This is a genomic window from Veillonella sp. 3310 (assembly GCF_003999875.1).
Lineage (GTDB): Bacteria > Bacillota > Negativicutes > Veillonellales > Veillonellaceae > F0422.
Genome location: NZ_RQVJ01000004.1, coordinates 31,690 through 55,645, shown reverse-complemented (window position 1 = coordinate 55,645; position 23,956 = coordinate 31,690). Strand labels below are relative to the sequence as shown.

Annotated in this window: 23 protein-coding genes and 1 pseudogene; 19 read left to right on the top strand and 5 right to left on the bottom strand. The window is 40.1% G+C overall.

Features of this window, described 5'->3' with window-relative positions:
- Window positions 1-17: 17 nt before the first annotated feature.
- The 6 genes from mutY to EO127_RS06400 all read left to right on the top strand — a co-directional run bounded on the left by mutY (window position 18) and on the right by EO127_RS06400 (window position 6,062).
- Window positions 18-1,133, top strand: coding sequence for an A/G-specific adenine glycosylase (mutY, locus tag EO127_RS06425; RefSeq protein WP_127448689.1), 1,116 nt, complete (start codon window positions 18-20; stop codon window positions 1,131-1,133).
- A gap of 22 nt (window positions 1,134-1,155) precedes the next feature.
- Window positions 1,156-2,331, top strand: coding sequence for a metallophosphoesterase (locus tag EO127_RS06420; protein WP_127448630.1), 1,176 nt, complete (start codon window positions 1,156-1,158; stop codon window positions 2,329-2,331).
- Window positions 2,332-2,675: 344 nt separating this feature from the next.
- Window positions 2,676-3,617 (top strand): metal ABC transporter solute-binding protein, Zn/Mn family, encoded by a 942-nt coding sequence (locus EO127_RS06415; protein ID WP_127448629.1) that lies wholly within the window; start codon window positions 2,676-2,678, stop codon window positions 3,615-3,617.
- The gene (locus EO127_RS06410; RefSeq protein ID WP_371412861.1) at window positions 3,617-4,363 is read left to right on the top strand and encodes a metal ABC transporter ATP-binding protein; all 747 of its coding nucleotides are present in this window, start codon (window positions 3,617-3,619) and stop codon (window positions 4,361-4,363) included. The genes EO127_RS06415 and EO127_RS06410 overlap by 1 nt, the downstream gene beginning before the upstream one ends.
- Before the next feature lie 8 nt (window positions 4,364-4,371).
- On the top strand, window positions 4,372-5,220 hold the full coding sequence (locus tag EO127_RS06405) for a metal ABC transporter permease (protein ID WP_127448627.1): 849 nt from the start codon (window positions 4,372-4,374) through the stop codon (window positions 5,218-5,220).
- A complete protein-coding gene (locus EO127_RS06400) occupies window positions 5,217-6,062 on the top strand; it encodes a metal ABC transporter permease (protein WP_127448626.1) in 846 nt (281 codons plus the stop codon). Before EO127_RS06405 ends, EO127_RS06400 begins: the two co-directional genes overlap by 4 nt.
- A gap of 195 nt (window positions 6,063-6,257) precedes the next feature.
- Here the strand turns inward: EO127_RS06400 and EO127_RS06395 are convergent, their stop codons facing one another.
- On the bottom strand, window positions 6,258-8,342 hold the full coding sequence (locus EO127_RS06395; RefSeq protein ID WP_127448625.1) for an OPT family oligopeptide transporter: 2,085 nt from the start codon (window positions 8,340-8,342) through the stop codon (window positions 6,258-6,260).
- A 196-nt stretch (window positions 8,343-8,538) separates the two neighbouring features.
- On the opposite strand from EO127_RS06395, the gene EO127_RS06390 reads away from it, so the two are divergent.
- Window positions 8,539-9,318: a PdaC/SigV domain-containing protein gene (locus EO127_RS06390; protein ID WP_127448624.1), complete on the top strand. Its 780-nt coding sequence runs from the start codon at window positions 8,539-8,541 to the stop codon at window positions 9,316-9,318.
- A 156-nt stretch (window positions 9,319-9,474) separates the two neighbouring features.
- On the opposite strand, the gene EO127_RS06385 is transcribed toward EO127_RS06390, so the two are convergent.
- On the bottom strand, window positions 9,475-10,287 hold the full coding sequence (locus tag EO127_RS06385) for a transglycosylase domain-containing protein (protein WP_127448623.1): 813 nt from the start codon (window positions 10,285-10,287) through the stop codon (window positions 9,475-9,477).
- A 356-nt stretch (window positions 10,288-10,643) separates the two neighbouring features.
- On the opposite strand from EO127_RS06385, the gene EO127_RS06380 reads away from it, so the two are divergent.
- Together EO127_RS06380 and argH are read left to right on the top strand one after the other, a co-directional pair.
- A complete protein-coding gene (locus EO127_RS06380; protein ID WP_127448622.1) occupies window positions 10,644-11,858 on the top strand; it encodes an argininosuccinate synthase in 1,215 nt (404 codons plus the stop codon).
- Window positions 11,858-13,279: an argininosuccinate lyase gene (argH, locus tag EO127_RS06375; protein WP_127448621.1), complete on the top strand. Its 1,422-nt coding sequence runs from the start codon at window positions 11,858-11,860 to the stop codon at window positions 13,277-13,279. The genes EO127_RS06380 and argH overlap by 1 nt, the downstream gene beginning before the upstream one ends.
- Before the next feature lie 211 nt (window positions 13,280-13,490).
- Here the strand turns inward: argH and EO127_RS06365 are convergent, their stop codons facing one another.
- Entirely contained in the window at window positions 13,491-14,549 is a 1,059-nt protein-coding gene (locus EO127_RS06365; RefSeq protein ID WP_127448619.1) for a DUF389 domain-containing protein, read from the bottom strand.
- A gap of 338 nt (window positions 14,550-14,887) precedes the next feature.
- On the opposite strand from EO127_RS06365, the gene EO127_RS06360 reads away from it, so the two are divergent.
- From EO127_RS06360 to EO127_RS06330, 8 genes and pseudogenes are all read left to right on the top strand, one after another.
- Complete coding sequence (locus EO127_RS06360; protein ID WP_127448618.1) at window positions 14,888-15,643, top strand: exodeoxyribonuclease III; 756 nt, start codon at window positions 14,888-14,890, stop codon at window positions 15,641-15,643.
- Between the two features lie 15 nt (window positions 15,644-15,658).
- Window positions 15,659-16,327, top strand: a complete 669-nt coding sequence (locus EO127_RS06355; protein WP_127448617.1) for an ATP-binding cassette domain-containing protein — start codon at window positions 15,659-15,661, stop codon at window positions 16,325-16,327.
- Entirely contained in the window at window positions 16,314-17,087 is a 774-nt protein-coding gene (gene fetB / locus EO127_RS06350; RefSeq protein WP_127448616.1) for an iron export ABC transporter permease subunit FetB, read from the top strand. The genes EO127_RS06355 and fetB overlap by 14 nt, the downstream gene beginning before the upstream one ends.
- A gap of 198 nt (window positions 17,088-17,285) precedes the next feature.
- The gene (locus EO127_RS06345) at window positions 17,286-18,542 is read left to right on the top strand and encodes a Glu/Leu/Phe/Val dehydrogenase (RefSeq protein WP_127448615.1); all 1,257 of its coding nucleotides are present in this window, start codon (window positions 17,286-17,288) and stop codon (window positions 18,540-18,542) included.
- A 173-nt stretch (window positions 18,543-18,715) separates the two neighbouring features.
- Window positions 18,716-19,027, top strand: a pseudogene (locus tag EO127_RS06340) (DUF4261 domain-containing protein); the annotation flags it as partial.
- 28 nt (window positions 19,028-19,055) lie between these two features.
- Entirely contained in the window at window positions 19,056-19,412 is a 357-nt protein-coding gene (locus tag EO127_RS06335; RefSeq protein ID WP_126937746.1) for a cupin domain-containing protein, read from the top strand.
- Window positions 19,413-19,575: 163 nt separating this feature from the next.
- Entirely contained in the window at window positions 19,576-19,872 is a 297-nt protein-coding gene (locus tag EO127_RS08850; protein ID WP_240646036.1) for a transposase family protein, read from the top strand.
- Between the two features lie 21 nt (window positions 19,873-19,893).
- On the top strand, window positions 19,894-20,808 hold the full coding sequence (locus EO127_RS06330) for an ISL3 family transposase (RefSeq protein WP_240646034.1): 915 nt from the start codon (window positions 19,894-19,896) through the stop codon (window positions 20,806-20,808).
- A gap of 27 nt (window positions 20,809-20,835) precedes the next feature.
- On the opposite strand, the gene pyrE is transcribed toward EO127_RS06330, so the two are convergent.
- Both pyrE and pyrF read right to left on the bottom strand, forming a co-directional pair.
- The gene (pyrE, locus tag EO127_RS06325) at window positions 20,836-21,423 is read right to left on the bottom strand and encodes an orotate phosphoribosyltransferase (RefSeq protein WP_126939506.1); all 588 of its coding nucleotides are present in this window, start codon (window positions 21,421-21,423) and stop codon (window positions 20,836-20,838) included.
- A complete protein-coding gene (gene pyrF, locus EO127_RS06320; RefSeq protein WP_127448614.1) occupies window positions 21,420-22,139 on the bottom strand; it encodes an orotidine-5'-phosphate decarboxylase in 720 nt (239 codons plus the stop codon). The genes pyrE and pyrF overlap by 4 nt, the downstream gene beginning before the upstream one ends.
- Window positions 22,140-22,282: 143 nt before the next feature.
- Here pyrF and EO127_RS06315 point away from each other — a divergent pair, with 143 nt between their 5' ends.
- The gene (locus tag EO127_RS06315; RefSeq protein ID WP_127161103.1) at window positions 22,283-22,552 is read left to right on the top strand and encodes an ACT domain-containing protein; all 270 of its coding nucleotides are present in this window, start codon (window positions 22,283-22,285) and stop codon (window positions 22,550-22,552) included.
- Between the two features lie 12 nt (window positions 22,553-22,564).
- Entirely contained in the window at window positions 22,565-23,923 is a 1,359-nt protein-coding gene (locus tag EO127_RS06310; protein WP_127167036.1) for a PFL family protein, read from the top strand.
- The last annotated feature ends 33 nt before the right edge of the window (window positions 23,924-23,956 follow it).

Here is a 23,956-nt window from a genome sequence, read left to right as displayed (position 1 = left end):
TAGAACAGCAAAGCCAAATGGCATGGACACAGCATTTATTAGAATGGTACGATGTGCATAAACGTGACTTGCCTTGGCGTGAAAGTAAAGACCCCTACCGTATTTGGGTGTCGGAAGTGATGTCCCAACAAACACGAATTGAGGCTATGCGCCCTTATTTTGAAAACTGGATATTGCAATTTCCCACGTTAGAAAGTTTGGCTAGTGCCGAAGAAGATACGGTGGTTCGGGCGTGGCAAGGTCTAGGATATTATTCTAGGGCTCGTAATTTACACCAAGGTGTGAAAGAGGTAGTAGAAACCTATGGGGGACAAGTACCGCGAACACGAAAAGAAATGGAATCTTTAAAAGGCGTAGGATCTTATACAGCAGGGGCGGTGCTTTCCATTGCGTATAATCTTCGTGAACCTGCCGTAGATGGGAATGTGCTTCGAGTATACGCTCGTCTGTATAATATCCACGAAGATATTTTAGGTACGGTAGCTAAAAAAATGATTACTGCTTTGGTAGAAGAGACTATGCCTTACGATCGACCGGGAGATTTCAACGAAGCCCTCATGGACTTCGGCGCATCTATCTGTATTCCTAAAGCGCCACGCTGTGAATCTTGCCCATTAGTGCAGGATTGTGAAGCAAAAATAGCAGGAACAGAGCAAGTATTGCCCATACGGATTAAGAAAACAAAGGTACAGGCTGTACACCTCTATGTAGGGATTGTCCAAACTCTAGAGGGCTATTATGTGCTCCATCGGAGACCGAAGGAAGGCTTACTCCAAGGGATGTGGGAATTTCCAAGTGTAGAAGGTGGCACAGCAGAGAGTCGTAAAGCGGAACTAATCGAGCTATTACAATCCATTGGGGTTACGGTCATCATGGATCGGCCTATGGTAAAAGAAGTGACTCATATCTTTAGTCATCGCAAATGGACTATGAAAGGCTATCGAGGGGAAGCTACAGAGGTGGCAATAGATTCGTCAAATGTGATTGTGCTAGAAGGTGATGAAGCGGTACAACAAGCTGTAGCACAAGGTCAGATTATCCCTCTGAAAGACGATTGGATTCTCTGTCGTAAAGAGGCCTTTCATGTGTTACCTTGGGCGGGTCCTCATGGGAAATTCATTGATCTTTGTTAATCTATACCGAGGAGTGATATAGATGAGAATATACATATTAATAGGAGTCCTAGTGCTTGGAATGGCTATCTTTGGAGCTATGACAGGATATTTGGTGGCCTTATTTAGAAAGATGAGTAAACGAAAAGGTTGTATCTACGGATGTGGACTGGGATTGGCCCTTGCCATAGGTACGATTCTATTGCAACGAATTATGTACGGTATCCATGGTGGAATCCTACCAAGCTTAGTGCGACCTGTGCTACTAGAGCTAAATGGATTAGTAGTAGCGCTAGTTGCTACATGTCTTATATTGGCTGTATTCGGAATATTTTATGGAATATTGCACCTAGCTAATAGAACTGTGCATGAGGATGATCCTTTGCATATAGGTCGTAGAAACTTCTTTAAACGCACGGCTGTGGTGGTACCTGCTGTAGTAGGTGTGACAGGATCAGTAGCGGCCTTTCAGGGGAATGGTGAACTGCAACTACGTAAAATCCAATTAGCCTTGAAAGATAGACCAGAGGTGCTAAAAGGATATAAAATTGGACAACTTAGTGATATTCATTTAGGTCCATTCATTGGCATGGACAAGTTGAAAGAAATGGTAGATGCCGTTGCCAGTGAACATCCGAATCGTTTGGTTATTACTGGCGATTTAATCGATGACTTAGGCTATCTTGATGAAGTGGCAGACTATTTAGATAGCCGTGTGAAAGATTTTCCAGATGGCATTGATTATATTTTAGGGAATCACGAATACCGGGTGGATGTAGAGCGTGTGTGGAAGCGGTTGAGCCAAACGAAAATGCACATGTACCGCAACAGACATCAACAGATTTTAGGTGGACCTCGTCCCGTGTACCTAGTGGGCATGGATTACCATTTTAAAGATGATGTGCAGGCGGAGAATGTACGCTTGTTAGATAAAGCCATGAAAGGCATACCCGATAATGCATATCCTATTTTATTGGCACACCATCCGAATTATATTCCTGAAGCATTTCGTAGACATATCCCGTTAATTTTGTCTGGACATACCCATGGAGGACAGATTAACCTAGGAGGTATAAACCTAGTGCCGGTATATAAACCGTATTGGAAAGGACTTTACGAAGAACAAGGCTTATTTGCCTATGTAAGCCGAGGATCGGGACATTGGTTCCCAGTACGGTTAAACTGTGCTAGAGAAGTGACGGTATTTACTGTTTTATAAAAAGCAGAACCCCCACAGCGGCAACTGTGGGGGTTCTTTGTTTCAATGGATTTGATTAACTTTTGTATCTGTAGTATATCAAAAAAATATATTGTCATCTCAAAATGAACGTTTTGGTGTAAATATGACATATTTAATCATAAATTAATATAATACCCATTATCATATATATAAATGATAACAAAGGTAATAGCTAATTCTTTCATTCTTTGAAACATATAATTAAAAATTTATATTGAGAAATACTATCAGTTGTGCTATAGTATAGATAAGTAAGACTCATGGAATTTTTAATTTAGGGATAGTACGGGACATCCCATATGTTTAGTAAGGGAGGAAAGACCATGAAAGAATTTAAGTTTTGGCGATTGTTCATTGTTTTTGCCGTTTGTATTATGGCCATTGCAGGTTGTGGAAAGCAAGCAGATACGGTTCAAGAAGATAAACCATTACAAGTGGTAACTACAACAACAATGATTACAGATTTAGTGCAAAAAATTGGTGGTGATCATGTAACAGTACAAGGTTTGATGGGTGCTGGGGTAGACCCACATTTGTACCAAGCTAGTGCTGGTGATGTATCTACATTACAAAAAGGCGATGTTATCTTCTTAAATGGTATCCATTTGGAAGGTAAAATGGGTCAAGTATTCCAAGAATTGAAAAAATCTAATAAAACTGTAGTAGAAGTATCGAAAGACATGGATCCATCTACTTTATTAGCTTTTGAAGAAGAAGGTCCAGATGCAAAAGACCCTCATATTTGGTTTGATGTACAAAACTGGAAATTAGCTGCGAAAGTAGTAAAAGATACATTGGTAGCGAAAGATCCTAAACATGAAAAAGATTATGTTGCTAATTACGAAGCATACATGAAAGAATTAGATGCAGCAGATCAATATATTAAAGATAGAACGAAAGAAATTCCTGAGCAATCTCGTGTATTAGTCACTGCTCATGATGCATTCCATTACTTTGCTCGTGCCTATGGATTCGAAGTAAAAGGTTTACAAGGTGTAAGCACAGCTACTGAAGCGGGCACAAAAGATATGAACGACTTAGTACAATTTATTGTAGACCATAAAATCAAAGCTATTTTCGTAGAATCTTCTGTTCCTCATAAAACAATCGAAGCCGTACAAGAAGCGTGCAAAGCTAAAGGTTGGGACGTGGCTATCGGCGGCGAATTATACTCCGACTCCTTAGGTTCTCCTAACACAGAAGGTGGTACATACATCGGTATGGTCAAAGCCAATATTGATACCATTGTAGGCGCTCTTAAATGATGAGCGACAGCAAGTGTATTTTGAAAGTAGATCATCTTTCAGTAGCTTATGATGATACAGTAGTGCTGAAAGATGTATCCTTTCAGATTGAAAAAGGAACAATGACGGCCATAGTTGGTCCTAATGGTGCTGGTAAATCGACCTTGATAAAAGCCGTATTAGGGTTGGTACCATTAGTAGAAGGAACGATTGATTTAACATTAGATACTAAAACAGTTTCTGCTTATGGAGGAGCGAAATCGAATAGTATTTATAACCATATTGCCTACGTACCACAAACCTCAACAGTAGATTGGGATTATCCCATTACTGTGTTTGAAGTGGTATTGATGGGTACCTACCGCAGATTGGGTTGGTTTAGACGACCAGGGAAACGTGAAAGAGACGAGGCAACAAAAGCCTTGCAGACGGTAGGTATGTTAGACTATGCAGAACGGTCTATCTCACAATTGTCAGGAGGACAGCAACAGCGCGTATTCCTAGCTCGTGCCTTGGTGGAAGATCAAGAGGTATACTTGCTGGATGAGCCATTTAAAGGCATTGATAAGACCACGGAATCTGTATTAGTGAAGATTATGAAGGAAATGCAATCAGCAGGCAAAACACTGCTCATTGTACATCATAATTTACAGACCTTAGAAGTGTATTTTGATCAAGTTCTCTGCGTCAACCGTAGATTGGTGGGCATGGGACCAGTTCGAGATATAGTAGGTTCCCATATCCTAGATGAGACATATTCATACTAGGAGGCACCATGGAATTATTACAACAATATACATTTCAAATCGTAGCACTGGGGACGGTGATGTTAGGCTTGGTATGTGGCGTCATAGGAACCTTTGCAGTCTTGCGCCAAGAAAGTTTACTAGGCGATGGCGTAGCCCATTCCACACTACCTGGGGTAGTGGCGGGGTTTCTTTTAACAGGCGTGAAAGACACTACAGTACTGTTACTAGGTGCCATATGCACGGCCTGTTTGTCAGAATGGATTATGCACAAAACATCCCAAAAAGGAGTTCGTTTTGATGCAGCCTTAGCTACGATTTTAGCGGCCTTCTTTGGATTTGGTACAGTGTTATTAACGCGAGTACAGTCTATGGAAAATGCTGGACAGGCAGGTCTGAATACATTTATCTTTGGTCAAGCTGTAACCATGATGCAAAGTGACATTTGGGTGATGGCCATTTGTGGAACCTGCATTGTAGGCGGGGTTATTATACTTTGGAAAGAATTGAGTCTTACCGTATTTGACCCTATTGAGGCACAGTTGATGGGTATTCCTGTGTCAAAGGTGCGATTTTTTTACCGTGCCGCATTGGTGGTGACTATTGTCATCGGGATTCGGACCGTAGGGGTTATATTAATTAGCTCCTTATTAATTGGCCCAGCCATGATTGGTCGTCAGTGGACTCATTCCTTACGTACTTTAGTAATCATTGCTGCCATTAGTGGTAGTGCAGTGGCATTTACGGGCACATTTGTGAGCGCTCTCTGGGGCAATCTTCCTACGGGCCCTATTATCATTATTGTGATGACTGGTATGATATTATTAAGTTTAGTATTGGCTAATGGTAAACGCCTCGTGAGGAGGTGTGTAGGATGAGTCATATATTAGAAATTTGGGGTATCGCTACAATCACAGGCATCAGCTGTAGCCTCATAGGTACATTTTTGGTACTACGCCGTTTATCTATGATGGTGGATGCTATCACACATACTGTGTTTTTAGGCATTGTGTTAGCCTTTTTGGTGACAAAAGATTTGAACTCCCCTTGGCTTATCATTGGTGCCACCGCCATGGGAGTAGGGACGGTGTATGCCGTCGAGTGGATGCAACAACGTCGGTATATTCGACCAGATGCAGCCATCGGTATCGTGTTTCCCTTCTTATTTGCCTTAGCCATTGTGTTAGTTACCTTATTTGGTAAACACATACATCTCGATGTGGACACAGCAATATTAGGTGATTTAGCCTTTGCTACATTCCAACGCTTTACCGTAGATGCTTATGATTTAGGACCTATGTTGTTATGGATCGCCATGTTGGTATGCCTTATCAATGCCGTATGCATTGCACTCTTTAAGAAAGAATTAATCCTTACTACCTTTGATCCTGTGTGTGCTAAGGTATATCAAGCGATGCCTATGGCAGTGTCCTATGGGCTTATGACCTTAACATCTCTGACCACGGTGTCCTCCTTTCAAACGGTAGGGGCTATCTTGGTAACGGGTTGTATGATTGGTCCACCAGCGACGGCATTTATGCTGGCTCGATCTGTGAAAGCCATGTTATTCATCAGTATGGTAGTATCTACTATAGCTACTACTATTGGTGTAACATTAGCATTCCTTTGGGACGTATCCATTGGTGGTATGATTGCCACTGTTATCGGATGTATCTATGGACTGGTGTGGATCTATAAATATGGTAGAAACAATGGATAATAGTAGTATTGTATATGCTAGAAAGAATACATAATGATAGCTTTGTATATGCTAGCATGATACAAATATAAAAGGACTGAAGTAAAATGATGTATTAGAATTTACTTCAGTCCTTTGTTATTTGTGTATTTCTTTAGCGAAATAAAAAGGCTGCAACCAAATGGTTACAGCCTCTTTTGTGATATGTGTAGTGTTTTATTTATTCATGTTTTCGATTGCTTCCGCTTCTGCTTTGTTGAATTTAGAAGCGATTACGATACGAATTAAGCAAAGTGCAACGAAGATGTATGCTGCAAAGCCTAGCCATTCAGCTGTATCACCATAGGATTTTGCTTCAGTGAAAGCCAATTGAAGAGGAGCTTCGCTACCACCTGTACTTACGGAGAAGGCGATGATACCAGCGATGATAACGCCGATGATACTTTCACCAACGATCAAACCGGAAGCGAACAATACGCCACGGCGGTTAGATTGTTCTACGTCAGCATCTGCATAAGCACCAGCACGTTCTTTCGCACGTTTTGTGATGTAACGATTTACAAAGTAACCGATGATCGCACCCATTACAAGAGGCATTTCCAAAGTTGGAGGTAAGTAGATACCCATACCAATTGCAAGTGGTGGCAATGTTAAGGATTTTGTTGTAGATTTTAAAATCAAGTTAACAACGATAGCGGCAATACCAACAAGGATACCGTAGAAGATGTAAGTCCAATCCATATTAGCATTGAAGATACCTTCTGCGATTTGGCGCATCAATGTAGCTTGTGGAGCGGACAATGCTTGAGCAGGATCCATTCCTTCACGAGGCATAGCGCCTGTAAAACCGTAGGCATGGTATAACAAGTCAAGTACTGGAGCAATTGCTACGGCACCAGCAAGGGAACCAATTAATAGAGCTACCTGTTGTTTCCAAGGTGTAGCACCAACTAATTGACCAGTTTTTAAGTCTTGTAAGTTATCGTTGGAAATCGCTGCAATGGAGATAACCACGGAAGTCATGAAGATCGCCAAGGCAGTGGAGAATTTTACGCCTTCAGGAGTAGCTAACAAGTTGTTCGCGGATGCGATAGTAAGCACTACCAAGGAAGACACGATGATACCGATGATACCGATACCAGAAATTGGACTTGCAGAAGTACCAATCAAACCAGCCATGTAACCGCAAGCAGCTGCTACGAAGAAACCAATTAATAATGCTACTACGATACCTGCTATCACAAGTGTCCAAGCAAGACCTGCGGACATTGGAAGAGCAGACACGAAAGAGTAGAAGCAAACGATTAAACCAATAATAATTAATGCAAATACGATAGCGATAGTAGATGGTTTCATATCTGTATCCATACGGTGTGTATCGCGATATTCTGCGCTAGCCGTCATGGATTTGATAGATAACTTGATACCTTCAATGATTGGTTTGATCAATGTCAATAATGTCCAGATGGCAGCTACGCCGATTGTACCAGCACCGATGAAACGAACTTTAGTTTTCCATACAGTGTTAGAGAATTTGATAGCTTCCAAGTTATCTGGATTTGGTAGATGATTGGTTAAGTATGGTACGAAACCACCCCAAGCAATAATCATACCGATTAAGATTGCGATACCACTGGCAATACCGATTAAGAAACCGGCACCTAATAAAGCGGAGGAGAAACCAAATGGAATTTGTGTAGCTCCAGCTCCAACAGGGAACCAGAAAGATTTAGATTCGCCAAATACACGGAAACCTTGTGTGACAAAGCTGATGATACCAGCTAATGCACCACCGGATACGATTTCTTTCATACCGCCGGATTGTTTTGTAGTTTCTCCAGGAACAGTAGAACCTACTTTCAAAATTTCAGCAGCAGCACGACCTTCTGGATATGGTAAGTCACTATTCATAACCATAGCGCGACGTAATGGAATGGTAAATAATACCCCAAGACAGCCACCGCAGGCACATAATAACAATGTTTTCAATAAGTCAAAGTTTTGCCAATACCCGATCATCAATAGACCTGGCAATACGAAGATGACTGCAGATAAGGTACCGGCAGCAGATGCTTGCGTTTGTACCATGTTGTTTTCAAGAACATTGGAATCCTTGAAGAAGCGTAAGATTGCCATAGATATTACAGCAGCCGGAATGGAGGATGAGAACGTCAAACCTACTTTCAGACCTAGGTATACGTTAGATGCTGTGAAGATTAATGTGATAATCGCACCTAGTAGCATGCCTCTGACTGTTAATTCCGGTAAGCTAATATCATGACTCATAAAATCATGCTTCATAGTTATACCTCCTTAAAATACACTACTATCTTACTCATTGTATCAGTATTCTCAAGGACTTTCAATAAAAAATATAGTAAATTTTGTATACATACGTCTATTTAGGGAAGTATATTTAAAATTTTCATATACGGTTCATGTAGTTGGTGTATATAATAGAGATATAACTATACCCTATGTGATAAGGAGACAGACTATGAGAAGAAAAATATTTGGTGCGGTACTCATGGCCGCTTGTTTACCAATAGCATTGCAGGCAGCAGATATTACAGTAGTGAAAGAAACACCCATTGCGGTAGGCGAGCGTATTTCTACAACGGCATCGCCAGAAACCAATCGTATCATCCGCGAGGAAACGATGAAAGCTAGACAAGATAAAAAACAAATTGTAGCACCAGCAGCAAAAGCGTTTACAGATCGTTTGCAAGTAACAGTCAAGCCAGAGACAGTGAAAGAAAATCACGTGGATCTGACGTATCCACAAGTACAATCGGTAAGCTCTTACGTGACAAAAGCGATGAATAAGACTATTACAGATTATGTAGAAAAACTTCGCAAGCAAGTGCATAAGACGAATGAAAAAGCTGTAGATGGTGAAAAACAGAATTTGTATATGAGTTATGACGTCAAAGCTGATGGAAATGGTATTTTTTCGGTGACCATCACATCCTACACTATTGAGGACAATGCGTCTCATGGAATAAATGTGGAAAAAGGATTTACTTTTAATACCACCACAGGTCGCAGCTTGTCCTTAAGTGATTTTGGTGGACTCCCACAAGAAACGATTACAGCAGGATTACAACAATTGCCAAAAGAAGGTAAAAAAGCTATCTATGCGGATGCCACAGCAGGTAAGCCAAATAGTTTCTTTGCCCGTGAAAATCACGATATCGTGTTGATTTACGACCAAGGTACTATCGCGCCTATGTCTAGTGGTAGTATTTATGTGCCAGTAGGGAACTTAGGAAAATAAGTTAAAAATCATAAGACCACTCTGCAACTGTTAAGTAGTCATGCCTAGTGGTATCAAATATAGATAGTATATGTACAGCTAGAGATTGCAAAAAATAACTACGAAATGAAATAGAGGAAAGTTGATGTGTTTTGTTCAACTTTCCTCTATTTTTATTTAGTGATCCTGTTGTTTCTTCGGAGCATCAAGTCGCTTATAATAGGCTTTATCGATGTCTGCATAGGAGATAATCCCTTGTTGTGCCATTAAGGTTAACACGGTCCGTTGTCGTTGTTTTGTAGCATCTATGTTGCTTACTGGGTTAAAGTAGGACGGTGCCTGTGGAATGCCGGCCAGCACAGCAGCTTGACTTAAGTTAAGATCCTTCGGCTTTGTGTTGAAGTACCCTTCAGAGGCGGATTTAATGCCATAGTAATCGGTACCATAATAAATGGTATTTAGATACATGGTGATGATTTCATCTTTACTGTAATAATGTTCCATCAAATAAGCAAGGAAAACTTCTTCCACCTTACGAGACATGATACGTTTGGAGGATAAGAATAAATTTTTCACCAATTGTTGGGTAATGGTACTACCGCCTTCTACTGTTTGCCCAGCTATGGTATTGGTATACAAGGCGCGACCAATGCTAAAGAAATCGACGGCGCCATGCTCATAAAAACGTTTATCTTCCGTAGCCACTAAAGCTTGTTTTACAATAGGGCTAATGTCTTCGCTGCGAACGCGATGCTCTGGTGGCACCCGTTTATCCATGGCCTCCTCTACAGCTTCTTTAAAATGAAAGAGACGTTTAATGCGGTCGATTCTAGAAAGCTGATCTTCCCCTTGTTCTATAGTTTGTTCTTTTATCGTATGTGCTACATGCTGCGTAGTCGTTTTAGCATCCTCTGGGGTATACCCAGCGAACCAATATAAACCGCCAGCTGCAATGGCGAGCACAAGGATGAGTTTAAAAAGTGTTTTCATGGGTTCATCATATCATATCTAGGGGGTATCAACAATAGGAGGAATGGATTATAACAGTAGAAAGGTTTGTTTGCTATTAACAATGCGTAAGAATATTGAATCATCCGACTAGACTTGAGCAGAGTGCATTCATTTGGTAATGTATATTAGGGGAAAGTATGATGTAGTCATAGAAGAATGATGCGGTTACAGGTTATAGGTATTGTCTATAAAATGGCATAAGATAGAATAAAAATGTATATAAAAGAATTTTTATAAAAAATACTTGCATTATTATACAGATGGTTGTATAATACGTTCATAAGATAGAAACAAGTGCTGCACAGCAGTGAATTACACAAAGAAAGAGGTCAATTATGAACAACATTAACAAAGTAGTATTAGCTTACTCCGGTGGTTTGGATACATCTGTTATCATTCCTTGGTTGAAAGAAAACTATGGCGCAGAAGTTATCGCTGTATGCGTGAACTTAGGTCAACCAGAAGATTATGATGCAGTAGAGAAAAAAGCCATCAAATCTGGGGCTACCAAAGCGTACATCATCGATGCGCAAGAAGAATTTGTATCCGACTACATTTGGCCAGTTGTAAAAGCGGGTGCTGTGTACGAAGGTAAATACTTATTAGGTACTTCCTTTGCAAGACCATTAATTGCGAAAAAATTAGTAGAAATTGCTGCACAAGAAGGAGCGGATGCCATCGCTCACGGTGCTACAGGTAAAGGGAATGACCAAGTGCGTTTTGAATTGACAATTAAAGCACTTTCACCAAATACAAAAATCATTGCTCCATGGCGTGAATGGGAATTGAAATCCCGGGAAGATTGCATGGAATACGCAGCGAAACACGACATTCCAGTAGTGGCAACAAAAAAACATCCCTACTCTATGGACCAAAACGTATGGCATTTATCCCATGAAGGTGGCGATTTAGAAGATCCTAAGAATGCCCCTAAAAATGATGTATATTTAGTTAGCAAATCTCCTGAAGAAGCGCCAGATGCGCCAACTATGGTGACTATCGACTTCAAAGAAGGCGTGCCAGTAGCAGTGAATGGTCAAGCTATGTCTCCTCTTACTATCTTACAAACTTTGAATGAAATTGGTGCTGCTAATGGTATCGGCATTGTAGATATTGTAGAAAATCGGTTAGTAGGCATGAAATCTCGTGGTGTCTATGAAAATCCTGGTGGAGCCATCATCATGTATGCGCACAGAGAATTAGAATATCTTTGCCTAGATAGAGCTACCTACCATTACAAAGAATTAGTGGCGAACAAATATGGAGAACTTGTGTATGACGGCATGTGGTTTGCTCCATTGATGAGTGCTTTACAAGCCTTTGTGGACAGCACACAACAAACTGTAACAGGTCAAGTAACGTTGAAATTGTACAAAGGTAATATCATCAGTGCAGGATCTACATCTCCATATTCCTTGTACAACCAAGAATTTGTAACATTTGAAGAAGATGATGTATATAACCAAGCTGATGCAGAAGGTTTCATCAACTTATTCGGATTGCCTTTGACAATCAATGCATTAATGAAAGAGAAAGCAGGTTTAAAATAATGGCGAAACTTTGGGGCGGACGCTTTACCAAAGGGACGGATAAGGCAGTAGAGGACTTCACGTCCTCTATTTCCTTTGACTCCCGCATGTATAAAGAAGATGTGGCAGGCAGCATTGCTCATGCAACGATGCTAGCAGAGCAACACATCATTTCTCAAGAAGATAAAGATGCTATCGTAACAGGTTTACAAGACATTGAAACACAGATTGATGCAGGAAATTTTGAATTTTCTGTGGCATTAGAAGACATCCATATGAATATCGAAAAACGCTTAACCGATGCCATTGGTGAAGCGGGCGGACGTCTGCATACAGGACGTAGCCGTAATGACCAAGTGGCGGTGGATTTACATATGTACATCCGCAAGGTGGTGGTACATATGGGTGAGGAGCTTGTGAATTTGCAACAAGCTTTCTTAGAAGTGGCAGAGAAATACAAAGATGTGATTATCCCTGGATACACCCACTTACAACGGGCACAACCAGTATTATTTAGTCATCATATGATGGCATACTTCTCTATGTTGAGCCGTGACTTCGATAATTTACCGTTAATCTTTAAACATGCCAATGTGATGCCATTAGGAGCAGGCGCTTTGGCGGGTACCACCTATCCTATCGATCAAAACATAACGAAGGAATTATTGCACTTCGATGCCATTTATGAAAATAGTATGGATGCTGTTAGTGATCGTGACTATGTATTGGAGTTCCTCAGTTTTGGGGCGAAAGTGATGATGCATCTAAGCCGTTTAAGCGAAGAATTAATCCTTTGGTCTAGCACAGAATTTGGATTCATCGAATTGGATGATGCCCATTGTACAGGTTCTAGCATTATGCCACAAAAGAAAAATCCAGATGTTTGTGAATTAGTACGTGGTAAAACAGGTCGTATTTACGGTCATTTGATGGGACTTCTTACAACTATGAAAGGTCTACCAATGACATACAACAAGGATATGCAAGAGGATAAAGAAGGTGTTTTTGACACCATTGATACATTGCATTTTGCTATCTCTATTACAGCAGATATGTTACGCCATATGAAAGTCAATGGAGACCATACAAAAGCGGTGTTGGATGATGATTTCTCCAACGCTACAGATATGGCGGACTATTTGGCGAAAAAAGGCGTACCGTTCCGTGAAGCTCACGCCATCGTAGGAGCAGCGGTACAACATTGTATCGAAAAAGATTGCGTGTTGTTGGATTTATCCGTAGATGATTTCAAAGCTATTTCACATCATTTTGAAGCGGATATCCTAGATGCTATCACTATCGAAGCTTGCGTAGCGGGACGTAGAAACTACAGCGGTACAGCACCAGAGTGCGTAGCTCGTCAAATCCGTGTCGGTAAAGAGGTGCTTTCAGAAGAATTGGCGCACATTGCGAATTGGAAAGAAAAAATTCATTTACAATAAATAGGTTTGTAATCATTTAAAAGTCTGATGAAATTTTTTAAAAATAAAGTACGATATTGAGTTGACCGTTATTCATGTTGTCATCTCTTATCCGTATAAAAACGTCATCTGTAAGTGGCTTATTGGGAGATTCTATTTCACCAATACTATTGCAAACATGCAAAAAAAGCAACGGATTTTCCGTTGCTTTTTTGAGGTAAGTTCAATATCCTTAATCCTTGTCTGCTTCACTTTCTTTTAGTAAATCTTTTTGTGAATCTTTTTCAGAGAGTTTTTGCTCGATATACTTATTAATATTTTCGTAAAAGTCTTTGGTCATCTGGCTATCTAATTTTGTCGAATTATGGAATTGATCAACTTGATTGATTTTCAATTGAACGGATTGAATACCGTAAGCAGCTTGTTTTTTACGAAGCGCTGCTAATTCTTCTTCTGAAATCGGATCGCCAACAATCGTCAAGACCAATTCATTTTTCCTTGACTTGTAGACTTGATTAATAACCGTGTAACTAGCAAACTCTTTTCCTACAAACTGTTTGATTCCTTCTTTCCGCGCCTGATCTATGGTCAGAGTGACTGCTGAATAGCTAGCTGGAAGAATCAATAACACAATCAAGGATATCAACCCAATCCTAATTTTAATGTTTAAATCCTTAAATGAGCCTAAGGGAGATTTTCTCATCAAAATTCTTGTCCCAACCATATTGGTTAGCATGATAAAGGCACAGTTAATTAAGAAAAGATAGAGAGCTCCATATAAAAATCTTATATTTCCATTAGCTAATCCATAGCCTGCAGTACAGATAGGTGGCATCAGAGCTGTTGCAATGGCTACTCCTGGTACGATATTGTTTGCTTCTTTTTTTCTTGAACCGATTACACCTGCGATTCCACCAGCAATAGCAATGAGAACATCCCAAATGGTGGGAGAGGTTCGTGCAATCAACTCACTACTTGCATAAGACAAGGGAGAAATCCAGAAATACAGAGTCGAGACAAGCAAACTGACTAATACTTGAGTAATTAAAACCTCTGCAGATTGCTTGATTAACCGGGTATCAAAAATAGCTAAACCGAAGCCCAGTCCAACAATTGGTGTCATAAGAGGAGAAATTAGCATGGCTCCGATAATGACAGCTGCTGAATTCATATTTAAACCTATAGAGGCAATAAAAATCGCACACATTAAAATCACTGTATCTTTTAATCGAATATGAAGATCATCATATAATTTATCACGGTATTCACGCACTGAATAGGTTCCTGTCATTGTTTACTCCTTTTATTTCATATACTTTTGTTTTGCATGGATGATGGCAGAGAGACTTCTGTGTAACCTTCTATATTTTTAATTCTTACTGAGTTGTTCTTTTAAGAACTATCCTTTACGTATCTCTTAGTCCAACTTTAATATTATAACAAAAATTTTATAGTATTTCTCTAAAGAAACCTATCGATTTAACAGATAGAGAAAGGAAGAAATTTTTGTTTCATTTTTCTAACAAAAAACTTGCCACTGCTATCTGAAATATTTGGAAAGCGCATATCGAAAAATTATGATATAATCAATATATATTTTTTATTAACAGACAATATGAGGTACTAACAATGAAATTAATATCTTGGAATGTCAATGGCTTGCGTGCAGCTATGACAAAAGGATTTATGGATGCATTCGATGCATTGGATGCAGATATGTTCTGTTTACAAGAAACAAAATTACAACCAGAACAAATTGAAATGGTCTTGCCAAATCATGAACAATATTGGAATAGTGCGGTAAAAAAAGGCTATAGCGGTACAGCTATTTTCACAAAAGAAAAGCCAATTTCTGTAGTGAATGGCATCGGCATTGAGGAACATGACCAAGAAGGTCGTGTTATCACAGCAGAATACGAAAAATTTTATTTGGTGACCTGCTATACCCCAAATAGCCAACGTGAATTGGCTCGTTTAGCATACCGCATGGAATGGGAAGTGGCATTCCGTGAATACTTATTGGCACTAGATGCGAAAAAACCAGTCATCCTTTGTGGTGACCTTAACGTAGCGCATCAAGAAATCGATTTGAAAAATCCGAAAACTAACCGCAAAAATGCTGGCTTTAGTGATGAGGAACGTGAAAAAATGACAGAACTACTCGCAGCAGGCTTCACGGATACATTCCGTTATTTATATCCTGATGCAATAGATGCGTACAGTTGGTGGTCCTACATGGGAAAAGCTCGTGAGCGGAACGTAGGATGGAGAATTGACTACTTCCTCGTATCCAACAGCATTGCTGACAAAATCCAAGAGGCGAAAATTCATGCGGATATTTTTGGGTCTGATCATTGTCCAGTGGAATTGGTGATTGATTTATAATATAGGGAATCGCGTATGGCATCACATGTAAGTTTTGAAGATATTTCTTTAACAGTGGGAGACCGTCAAATTTTGCGGGATATATCTTTCTCTGTTGAGGAAGGTGAAAGTATCACAATCATAGGCCCTTCGGGGAGTGGTAAAAGTACAATTTTAAAATTGGCTAGCTCCTTGGTATCTCCTACAGGAGGTATAATTTTCTTTCATGGTAAGCCTATCGAAAGCTATGCGCCGACGGAGTATCGACAACGAGTGGCGTACTGTTTCCAGCAACCTTATTTATTTGGACAAACCGTGCGAGGGAATCTAGCCTTTCCTTTTACCATGAGAGGCCGCTCTGTGGATACAAAAAGGATCAAAGAGTTATTTGATTTGTTTCATATGGATTTAGACCTATTGGAAAAGTCTAATACAGAACTATCGGGAGGAGAAATGCAACGGATTTGTTTGATTCGCAGTTTGTTGTTTGCCCCAGAAGTGTTGTTATTAGATGAGGTAACATCTGCCTTGGACACGGAGAATACGGAGTGGGTGGAACAAGGCCTTATGCAACTGCACAAGGAAGGATTAACCTTGTTACAGGTGACCCATAATCCAGAACAAAGTGTCCGTATGGGGCAACGTCGGATGACTGTGAAAGACGGCCTTATTACAGATTGTGAGGTGCTACATGGGGAGCTTTAATGCTTTATCGAATGAGTCCTTGCTGATGGCAACGGTACTTATCGCCATGGCTGTCATCGTGTCTTATCAGCAGAAAATGCGATTAGAACTAGAAATCTTGCATAGTGCATTGCGAGCGGTAGTGCAACTAGTGGTGGTAGGCTATGTATTACATTTTATCTTTGGTGCCGATCATCCGCTCTTTACGGGCGGTGTTTTGCTAGTGATGCTTATCAGTGCTGCTATCAATGGGGGTAAACGAGGAGAAGGAATTACACATGCCTCGTGGATTGCGGGTGTTAGCATCGGTATTGGTGCTGTGATTACCCTTGCTATCTTACTAGGGGCAAACGTGCTATCTTTTACTCCGTACCAAATGATTCCCGTAGGTGGTATGGTGATGTCTGGGGCGATGGTCGCAGTGGGACTCTGTTTTCGACAAATTACGACTAGCTTTAAGAGCCGTCAACAAGAGATTCAGATCAAACTAGCTCTAGGTGCTACGCCTATGCAAGCCTGTAAAGCAATCTTGCGAGCAGCCCTTATCTTTAGCTTACAACCGACCATCGATAGTGCGAAAACATTGGGTATTGTGTCCTTGCCGGGGATGATGACGGGCTTAATCCTAGCAGGTATGAGCCCTATGGAGGCTATTAAATACCAAATTATCGTTATCTTTATGTCTTTTTCAACTATATCCATTGCCATTGCCATAGCAGGATACTTGAGTTGCCGACAATTTTTCAATGCAAAAGAACAGCTGATTCTATCTGATTCGTGATAGAATCAGCTTTTTTATAGCCTGTACCCTGCTACGACCGCATTAGCATCTTTCTTAGAAATAGTTACAAAATATTTTTAAAATTTTACTTTACCTATTAATTAAATAGGATTTTTTGAAAGCCTATAGTCATAAGGAATGACTTGTGTTACTATTAGGATATACACATTCTATTTATATGTAAAACGAGGTGGTATTATGGCAAATTACAACCCTTATGAAAATATGCTGCAAACATTAGATTTAGCGGCGGACACATTGGGCATTCCACGCAATGACTATGAAGTGTTGCGTCACCCTGAACGTGAGATGAACGTGGCTATCCCAGTACAAATGGATGATGGACATGTGGAAGTATTCACGGGCTATCGTTGCCAACATAGCTCTGTTCTTGGCGCATCAAAAGGTGGCTTACGCTTTCACCCAGATGCAGATGAAAACGAAGTGCGTGCCTTAGGTGCATGGATGACCATTAAAAATGCGATTGCTCATTTACCATATGGCGGTGGCAAAGGTGGTATCAAGGTAGATCCTAAAAAACTAAGTGAAAGAGAATTGGAACGGTTAACTCGTGGTTTCGTTCGTAAAATTGCTCCTATCATTGGGGTAGAACGAGATGTACCGGCTCCTGACGTGAACACAAATCCACAAATCATGTCTTGGATTGTCGATGAATACAGTGCCTTAACTGGTCAATGGACACCAGGTATCGTAACAGGTAAACCACTCGCTATTGGCGGTTCCTTAGGCCGTAATGAAGCAACAGGGCGTGGCTGTATGTTTACCTTGCTTTCCTACTTGGAAAAACAAGGTAAATCTATCAAAGATTTGACTATTGCTGTACAAGGTTTTGGTAATGTAGGTTCCGTTGGTGCTTTGTTGATGCATCGTGAAGGGGCTAAGATTGTTGCTATCGGTGACGTACATGGTTCTCTGTATAATGCGAACGGCATCGATGTAGAAAAAGCCTACGAATATGCAAACTCTCATGGACGTTCTTTGGAAGGCTATGAAGAACCAGGTATGACACGCATTCCAAATCCAGAGCTATTGTTGTTAGATGTAGATGTGCTATACTTGGCAGCTTTGGAAAACCAAGTGAACGAAGCGAATATGAAAGATGTAAAAGCTAAGTTAATCTTGGAAGGGGCCAACGGACCATTAACCAAAGATGCAGACTTATATTTCTTTGAAAAAGGTATTCCTGTATTGCCAGACGTATTAGCCAATGGCGGTGGCGTGGTGGTATCCTACTATGAATGGGTACAAAACAAAGCTGGCTTCTATTGGTCGGAAGAAGAAGTAAACGAAAAATTAGCAAAGAATATGAAGAAAAGCTTTGAAGAAGTATGGGCTATGCAAGAAGAGTTTAAAGTATACCCAAGATTGGCTGCGTACATGGTGGCATTGCGTCGTTTAGTAGAAGCATTAAAAATTAAAGGATATAACGGTTAATATATCTGCCCTATCTGCTCATCTTAGATGATGTAATACTTACTAGAGAGCTAGATTTATTGTATAATTTAGGTAATAATATATTATTTATTTTGTATAAGGTGAGAGGAGGTTTATAATCTAAATTTTAATTCAGTCGAATTCGACCGAATTAAATCCGAAGCAGGATATAATTCATTAACATTCAAGGTACAGACGATATGATGGTTGACTCGGTGGGGATGAGCACCTTATTCTTGCCTGATGTGCAGTATCACTTTCATGGCATGAATCCTGATGATGTAGTTATTCATGCATATAATATGTTGTATTTTATTTTAGAAAATGACAATCCTGTTGGTGATGGTGATACTATTAGCGGCCTAGAGAATGGGGAATTGGATTCAAATGTGCAATGGACATTGCAGTATGAGGATTCCCTAGTTCAACCGGTGAGAGCAGTGCTTGATGTAAATATGGGTGAATATGCTTCTGGAACTCGTTAGTTGTTAATCGATGAAAGGTGAGAGTGTTATGAGTAATCAACGTATTTTTGATATGGAACTTGTGAAAGTTGAAAGTTTGGAGAAGGCTGTTAGGACGCCATTTTATCAAACTGATTCCACAGGTGGTTCAGTTTGGGTTATTAAACCTGGTCAAACCTTACCAAAGCATTATCATCATAATTCTGATGATATATGGGTTGTATTGCAAGGAACAGGGGTATTTTATCCAACGCCGGATACTGAGGTGCCTTTTACAAAGGGGCAAGTTATAGTATCTAAAAAGGGTGAATGTCATGGTGCAAAAAATACTGGAACGGAAGATATTGTCTTTGTGAGTATCGTTGCTCCGGTGCCTGCTGATTATGATCCTGTTTATACTAATTAATATGAAAGCACTTTATAGTATTTTCTGGCTCTATAATAAATGTTGGGGTGACACCACTACGGTGTCACTTCCAACATTATTTTTTTGCAAAAAAATAAGCATATAAGGCTCACATGCTTTACAATAAAAGTGTCAAAGTCCTAAAGAAAGGATGTGAGCTTATATGCCTACTACTGATTATACTGAATTTTTACATAATGTAAAACAAGAATATATTACAAATAGCTATGAATTAGACGGAATATTTATTTTTGACATAGAATTACCAGCAACATCACATATTTGCCCAAAGTGTGGAGAAACTACAAAGCATATTAAGGATTATCGTATACGTACTGTAAAGTTTGGAAAAGTACAACGAGGTCCACTAATTGGAAAATACAGACAGCGTCGGTATATTTGTCCGCATTGTGGTCATTCTTTTGCCGAAAGCAATCCATTTGTACGAAAACATATGTAACTAAGTGTAACTAATATTAGAATGCTATTTGATAAACTTACTGAAAGTGTAACCTATACAGCTATTGCTAACGAGTGTGATACATCTATTACTACAGTATTACGTTATTGCTCTATGATCACTATACCTAAGCCCAAGACCTTACCCACTGTGATTGGTATTGATGAGTTTAAAGGAAATGCAGAAGGCTACCAATACCAAGTTAATTTAACTAATCCAGATACACATGAAATATTAGATATTTTACCGAAACGTGATACGCAAGCATTAATCCACTATTTTGCATCATTTAAACATAAGGATCGCCTACAAGTTAAGTTTATTGTAATGGATATGTCCATACAATTTAAGCGCATCATGGAGGCGCTATTTCCACATGCGCATATTATCTGTGATCGATACCATGTATGTCGACTTGTAGATTGGGCGGTAGAGCGAGTTAGAAAGCGTGAGCAACATAAACTGGCTGCTTATTCACGTATGTTAAAACAGAATCGACGTGTACTAATGAAGCATCCAGACCATTTAACGGAAGCCGAACATATTAAACTATGTGAAATACTCAGAATATCTGATGATTTACGAAAAGCATATGCTTTAAAACTTTCTTTTAGAAAAATCTTTTCAATCTATGGTAAACAAAGAATAGCTGCACATTTAACGCATTGGTTGGAATTAGTAAAAGCATCTGGCTTAGATGAATTTAATAACTTCTTTACATCATTTCCTGCATGGATGACGCAATTAACTAATGCATTCTTACTTCCATATTCTAATGGATACACAGAAGGAACTAACAACAAAATTAAAGTATTAAAACGGATAAGCTATGGACTTCGCCACTTTGGTAGATTTAGAGTACGTATTCTACTTTTGAGCAAAAAGAATGGCACCAACCATACATATGATTGGTGCCAAAGAAGACTCGTAGGGTGAATACCCCAACATTTGACAGAGAGCCTTTTATTTAATATGTTTACTACCACGTTCTGTCATCGGTGTGCCATTTTGGCAAAGTGGGCATGCATCAGCTTCAAATGTTGGTACTGTTAAGTTCAACAAGGCTTGTACTTTTTCTTTTGGCACACCAAAGTCTGCTTTACCACCGCTGCGGTTTACAAGAAGGCCTACGCCAACGATTTCGCCGCCAGCTTCGTTCACTACGTCTACAACTTCACGTACGGATCCGCCTGTGGTTACGATGTCTTCTACGATGAGAACACGTTGTCCTTTTTCAATGCGGAATCCACGGCGTAATGTCATTTTACCCTTTTCTCGTTCTGTAAAAATAGCACGAGTTCCTAAGGCTTTACCTACTTCGTGAGCTAATAAGATACCGCCAGTCATAGGTCCGATGACAAGTTCTACGTTTTGGTCTTCAAAACGACGAGCTAATTCTTGGCATAATTGTTCTGTATATTTTGGATGGGATAAGACGTTGAACTTTTCCACATACATTGGGCTGTGAAGGCCAGATGTTAACAAGAAATGTCCTTCTAAAATAGCTTGTGTGTCGATTAATAATTGTTTTACATTCTCTTCTGTCATCATTTTTGAACTGTCTCCATTTCCTCAACAATTAAACGAACTGCTTCTTGTGGATTTTCTGCTTGTGTAATTGGTCGTCCTACCACAATGCGAGACGCCCCATCTTGTAAAGCGCTGCTTGGTGTAGCAATACGCTTTTGATCATTAGTAGCCGCAAACGATGGACGGATGCCTGGTGTGACGATTAAGAAATCTTCTCCGCAAGCTTCACGAATGAGTTTTGCTTCTAATGGAGAAGCCACAACGCCATCTACGCCAGCTTCTTTGGCTAGCTTTGCTAATTTTACGACATGGTCTGAAATAGGTAAAGACCCACCAATAGCGGACCAATTTTCATCATCAAAGCTAGTTAGGGCTGTAATCGCCAATAGCTTTGGGCGCTCAATGCCTAGTTCAGCAGCTTGTTCTTTGGCTGCTTTCATAGCTGCTTCCATCATCACTTTGCCACCTTGACTGTGGATAGTGATTAATTTGGCCCCCAAACGAGTTAATGATTTAATACCATGGGCTACCGTATTAGGAATGTCATGTAATTTCAAATCAAGAAATACGGATTTATTGTGGTCCCGTAAATATGCTACAGTTTGTTCACCTGCTGCATAAAATAATTCCATGCCAACTTTATAATAGCTGACGGAATCGCCTAAGGATGTTACGATGGATTGCATCGCCTCCAGTGAGGACACATCTAAGGCTACAATTAAACGATCATCTGCCATAGGAACCTCCTTGTTTCACAAATCGTACTATTATTTCATAGTTTATAGTGAAAGTCAAGAACTTTATATATTCGTTGAAATTTGAATGACTATAATTTATAATGAAACTAAAATTGGATACGTATTTGATAGGAGATGAAAGTATGAAATTAGTTGTGACAGTGGTAGGGCAAGACAGAGTAGGTATTATTGCGGGAGTTACCCGTGTGTTAGCAGACAATGAAGTAAATGTAGTGTCCATTAACCAAACTATTTTGGATGGTATTTTTAATATGATCATGATGTGTGAAGTCAGTGACTCCGCCGATTTAAGTGGTATCCAAAAAGCATTAATAGCAGAAGGTGACCGCTTAGGTGTTCAAATTTTAGCGCAAAATGCAGCCATCTTTTTAAGTATGCATCGTGTGGGATAAGCGAGGGTACCTATGTTAAGTATAGAAAATATTTTAGAAACGAATCGGATGATTCAAGATAATAAGTTAGATGTGCGGACCATAACCATGGGGATTAGTCTATTAGGATGTATCTCTGAAGATGGAGATCGTATGTGCGCTCGTATTTACGACCATATTACGAAGGAAGCAGAATATTTAGTGAAAACAGGGGAAGATTTAGAGCGTGAACTAGGAGTACCTATTATTAATAAACGTATTTCTGTGACACCAATTTCTTTAATTGGTGGTGCCTCCAACTTACCCAACTATGTGTCCATCGCTCGTGCCTTAGATCAAGCAGCAAAAGCAGTAGGTGTAAATTTTATCGGCGGTTTTTCTGCTTTAGTATCGAAAGGGTATACAGAGGGAGATCGCAAGCTCATAGCTTCCATTCCTGAAGCGTTAGCGACAACAGATATCGTGTGTAGCTCCGTAGGTATTGGTTCTACAAAGGCAGGCATCAATATGGATGCAGTGGCTGACATGGGACACATTGTGAAAGAAACAGCCCGTCTCACAGCCGATAGAGATGCTTTGGGTTGTGCGAAGCTAGTGATTTTCTGCAATCCTGTAGAAGATAATCCGTTCATGGCAGGGGCTTTCCATGGTGTCACAGAAGGTCAGACAACCATTAGTGTTGGCGTCAGTGGTCCTGGAGTAGTAAAACATGCTTTGGAATCTGTAAAAGGTGAACCATTTGATGTAGTAGCGGAAACGATTAAACGGACAGCTTTCAAAATTACTCGTGTGGGACAATTAGTAGCACAAGAGGCATCACGTAGATTGAATAAACAATTTGGTATTATCGATATTTCTTTAGCACCCACACCTGCCGTAGGGGACTCTGTAGCACATGTGCTAGAAGAAATGGGGTTAGAAGCGTGCGGTACCCATGGTACTACGGCAGCTTTGGCCTTGTTGAACGATGCTGTGAAAAAAGGTGGCCTTATGGCATCTTCTCACGTAGGTGGATTAAGTGGTGCTTTCATTCCTGTCAGTGAAGATAAGGGCATGATTGATGCGGTTACATTAGGCAGTTTGTCCTTAGATAAATTAGAAGCTATGACTTGTGTTTGCTCTGTGGGATTAGATATGATTGCTGTACCGGGAGATACCTCAGCAGCGACGATTTCTGCAATTATTGCGGACGAGGCGGCTATTGGCATGATTAATAATAAAACGACAGCGGTACGACTCATTCCAGTGCCGAATAAAACCGTAGGGGATATCGTAGAGTTTGGCGGGCTCTTGGGATATGCACCGATTATAAAAGTACATCCATTTAGTTCAGAAGAGTTCATTCGTCGTGGTGGGCGTATTCCGGCGCCAGTCCGTAGTTTGACAAATTAATGAGTCTAAGCCATAGGGAATCTTCCCTAGTAG

Coding starts and splice junctions, on each gene's coding strand:
- mutY (WP_127448689.1), top strand. CDS start 18: ATGGCATGGACACAGCATTTATTAGAATGGTACGATGTGCATAAACGT.
- EO127_RS06420 (WP_127448630.1), top strand. CDS start 1,156: ATGAGAATATACATATTAATAGGAGTCCTAGTGCTTGGAATGGCTATC.
- EO127_RS06415 (WP_127448629.1), top strand. CDS start 2,676: ATGAAAGAATTTAAGTTTTGGCGATTGTTCATTGTTTTTGCCGTTTGT.
- EO127_RS06410 (WP_371412861.1), top strand. CDS start 3,617: ATGAGCGACAGCAAGTGTATTTTGAAAGTAGATCATCTTTCAGTAGCT.
- EO127_RS06405 (WP_127448627.1), top strand. CDS start 4,372: ATGGAATTATTACAACAATATACATTTCAAATCGTAGCACTGGGGACG.
- EO127_RS06400 (WP_127448626.1), top strand. CDS start 5,217: ATGAGTCATATATTAGAAATTTGGGGTATCGCTACAATCACAGGCATC.
- EO127_RS06395 (WP_127448625.1), bottom strand. CDS start 8,342: ATGAAGCATGATTTTATGAGTCATGATATTAGCTTACCGGAATTAACA.
- EO127_RS06390 (WP_127448624.1), top strand. CDS start 8,539: ATGAGAAGAAAAATATTTGGTGCGGTACTCATGGCCGCTTGTTTACCA.
- EO127_RS06385 (WP_127448623.1), bottom strand. CDS start 10,287: ATGAAAACACTTTTTAAACTCATCCTTGTGCTCGCCATTGCAGCTGGC.
- EO127_RS06380 (WP_127448622.1), top strand. CDS start 10,644: ATGAACAACATTAACAAAGTAGTATTAGCTTACTCCGGTGGTTTGGAT.
- argH (WP_127448621.1), top strand. CDS start 11,858: ATGGCGAAACTTTGGGGCGGACGCTTTACCAAAGGGACGGATAAGGCA.
- EO127_RS06365 (WP_127448619.1), bottom strand. CDS start 14,549: ATGACAGGAACCTATTCAGTGCGTGAATACCGTGATAAATTATATGAT.
- EO127_RS06360 (WP_127448618.1), top strand. CDS start 14,888: ATGAAATTAATATCTTGGAATGTCAATGGCTTGCGTGCAGCTATGACA.
- EO127_RS06355 (WP_127448617.1), top strand. CDS start 15,659: ATGGCATCACATGTAAGTTTTGAAGATATTTCTTTAACAGTGGGAGAC.
- fetB (WP_127448616.1), top strand. CDS start 16,314: ATGGGGAGCTTTAATGCTTTATCGAATGAGTCCTTGCTGATGGCAACG.
- EO127_RS06345 (WP_127448615.1), top strand. CDS start 17,286: ATGGCAAATTACAACCCTTATGAAAATATGCTGCAAACATTAGATTTA.
- EO127_RS06335 (WP_126937746.1), top strand. CDS start 19,056: ATGAGTAATCAACGTATTTTTGATATGGAACTTGTGAAAGTTGAAAGT.
- EO127_RS08850 (WP_240646036.1), top strand. CDS start 19,576: ATGCCTACTACTGATTATACTGAATTTTTACATAATGTAAAACAAGAA.
- EO127_RS06330 (WP_240646034.1), top strand. CDS start 19,894: ATGCTATTTGATAAACTTACTGAAAGTGTAACCTATACAGCTATTGCT.
- pyrE (WP_126939506.1), bottom strand. CDS start 21,423: ATGATGACAGAAGAGAATGTAAAACAATTATTAATCGACACACAAGCT.
- pyrF (WP_127448614.1), bottom strand. CDS start 22,139: ATGGCAGATGATCGTTTAATTGTAGCCTTAGATGTGTCCTCACTGGAG.
- EO127_RS06315 (WP_127161103.1), top strand. CDS start 22,283: ATGAAATTAGTTGTGACAGTGGTAGGGCAAGACAGAGTAGGTATTATT.
- EO127_RS06310 (WP_127167036.1), top strand. CDS start 22,565: ATGTTAAGTATAGAAAATATTTTAGAAACGAATCGGATGATTCAAGAT.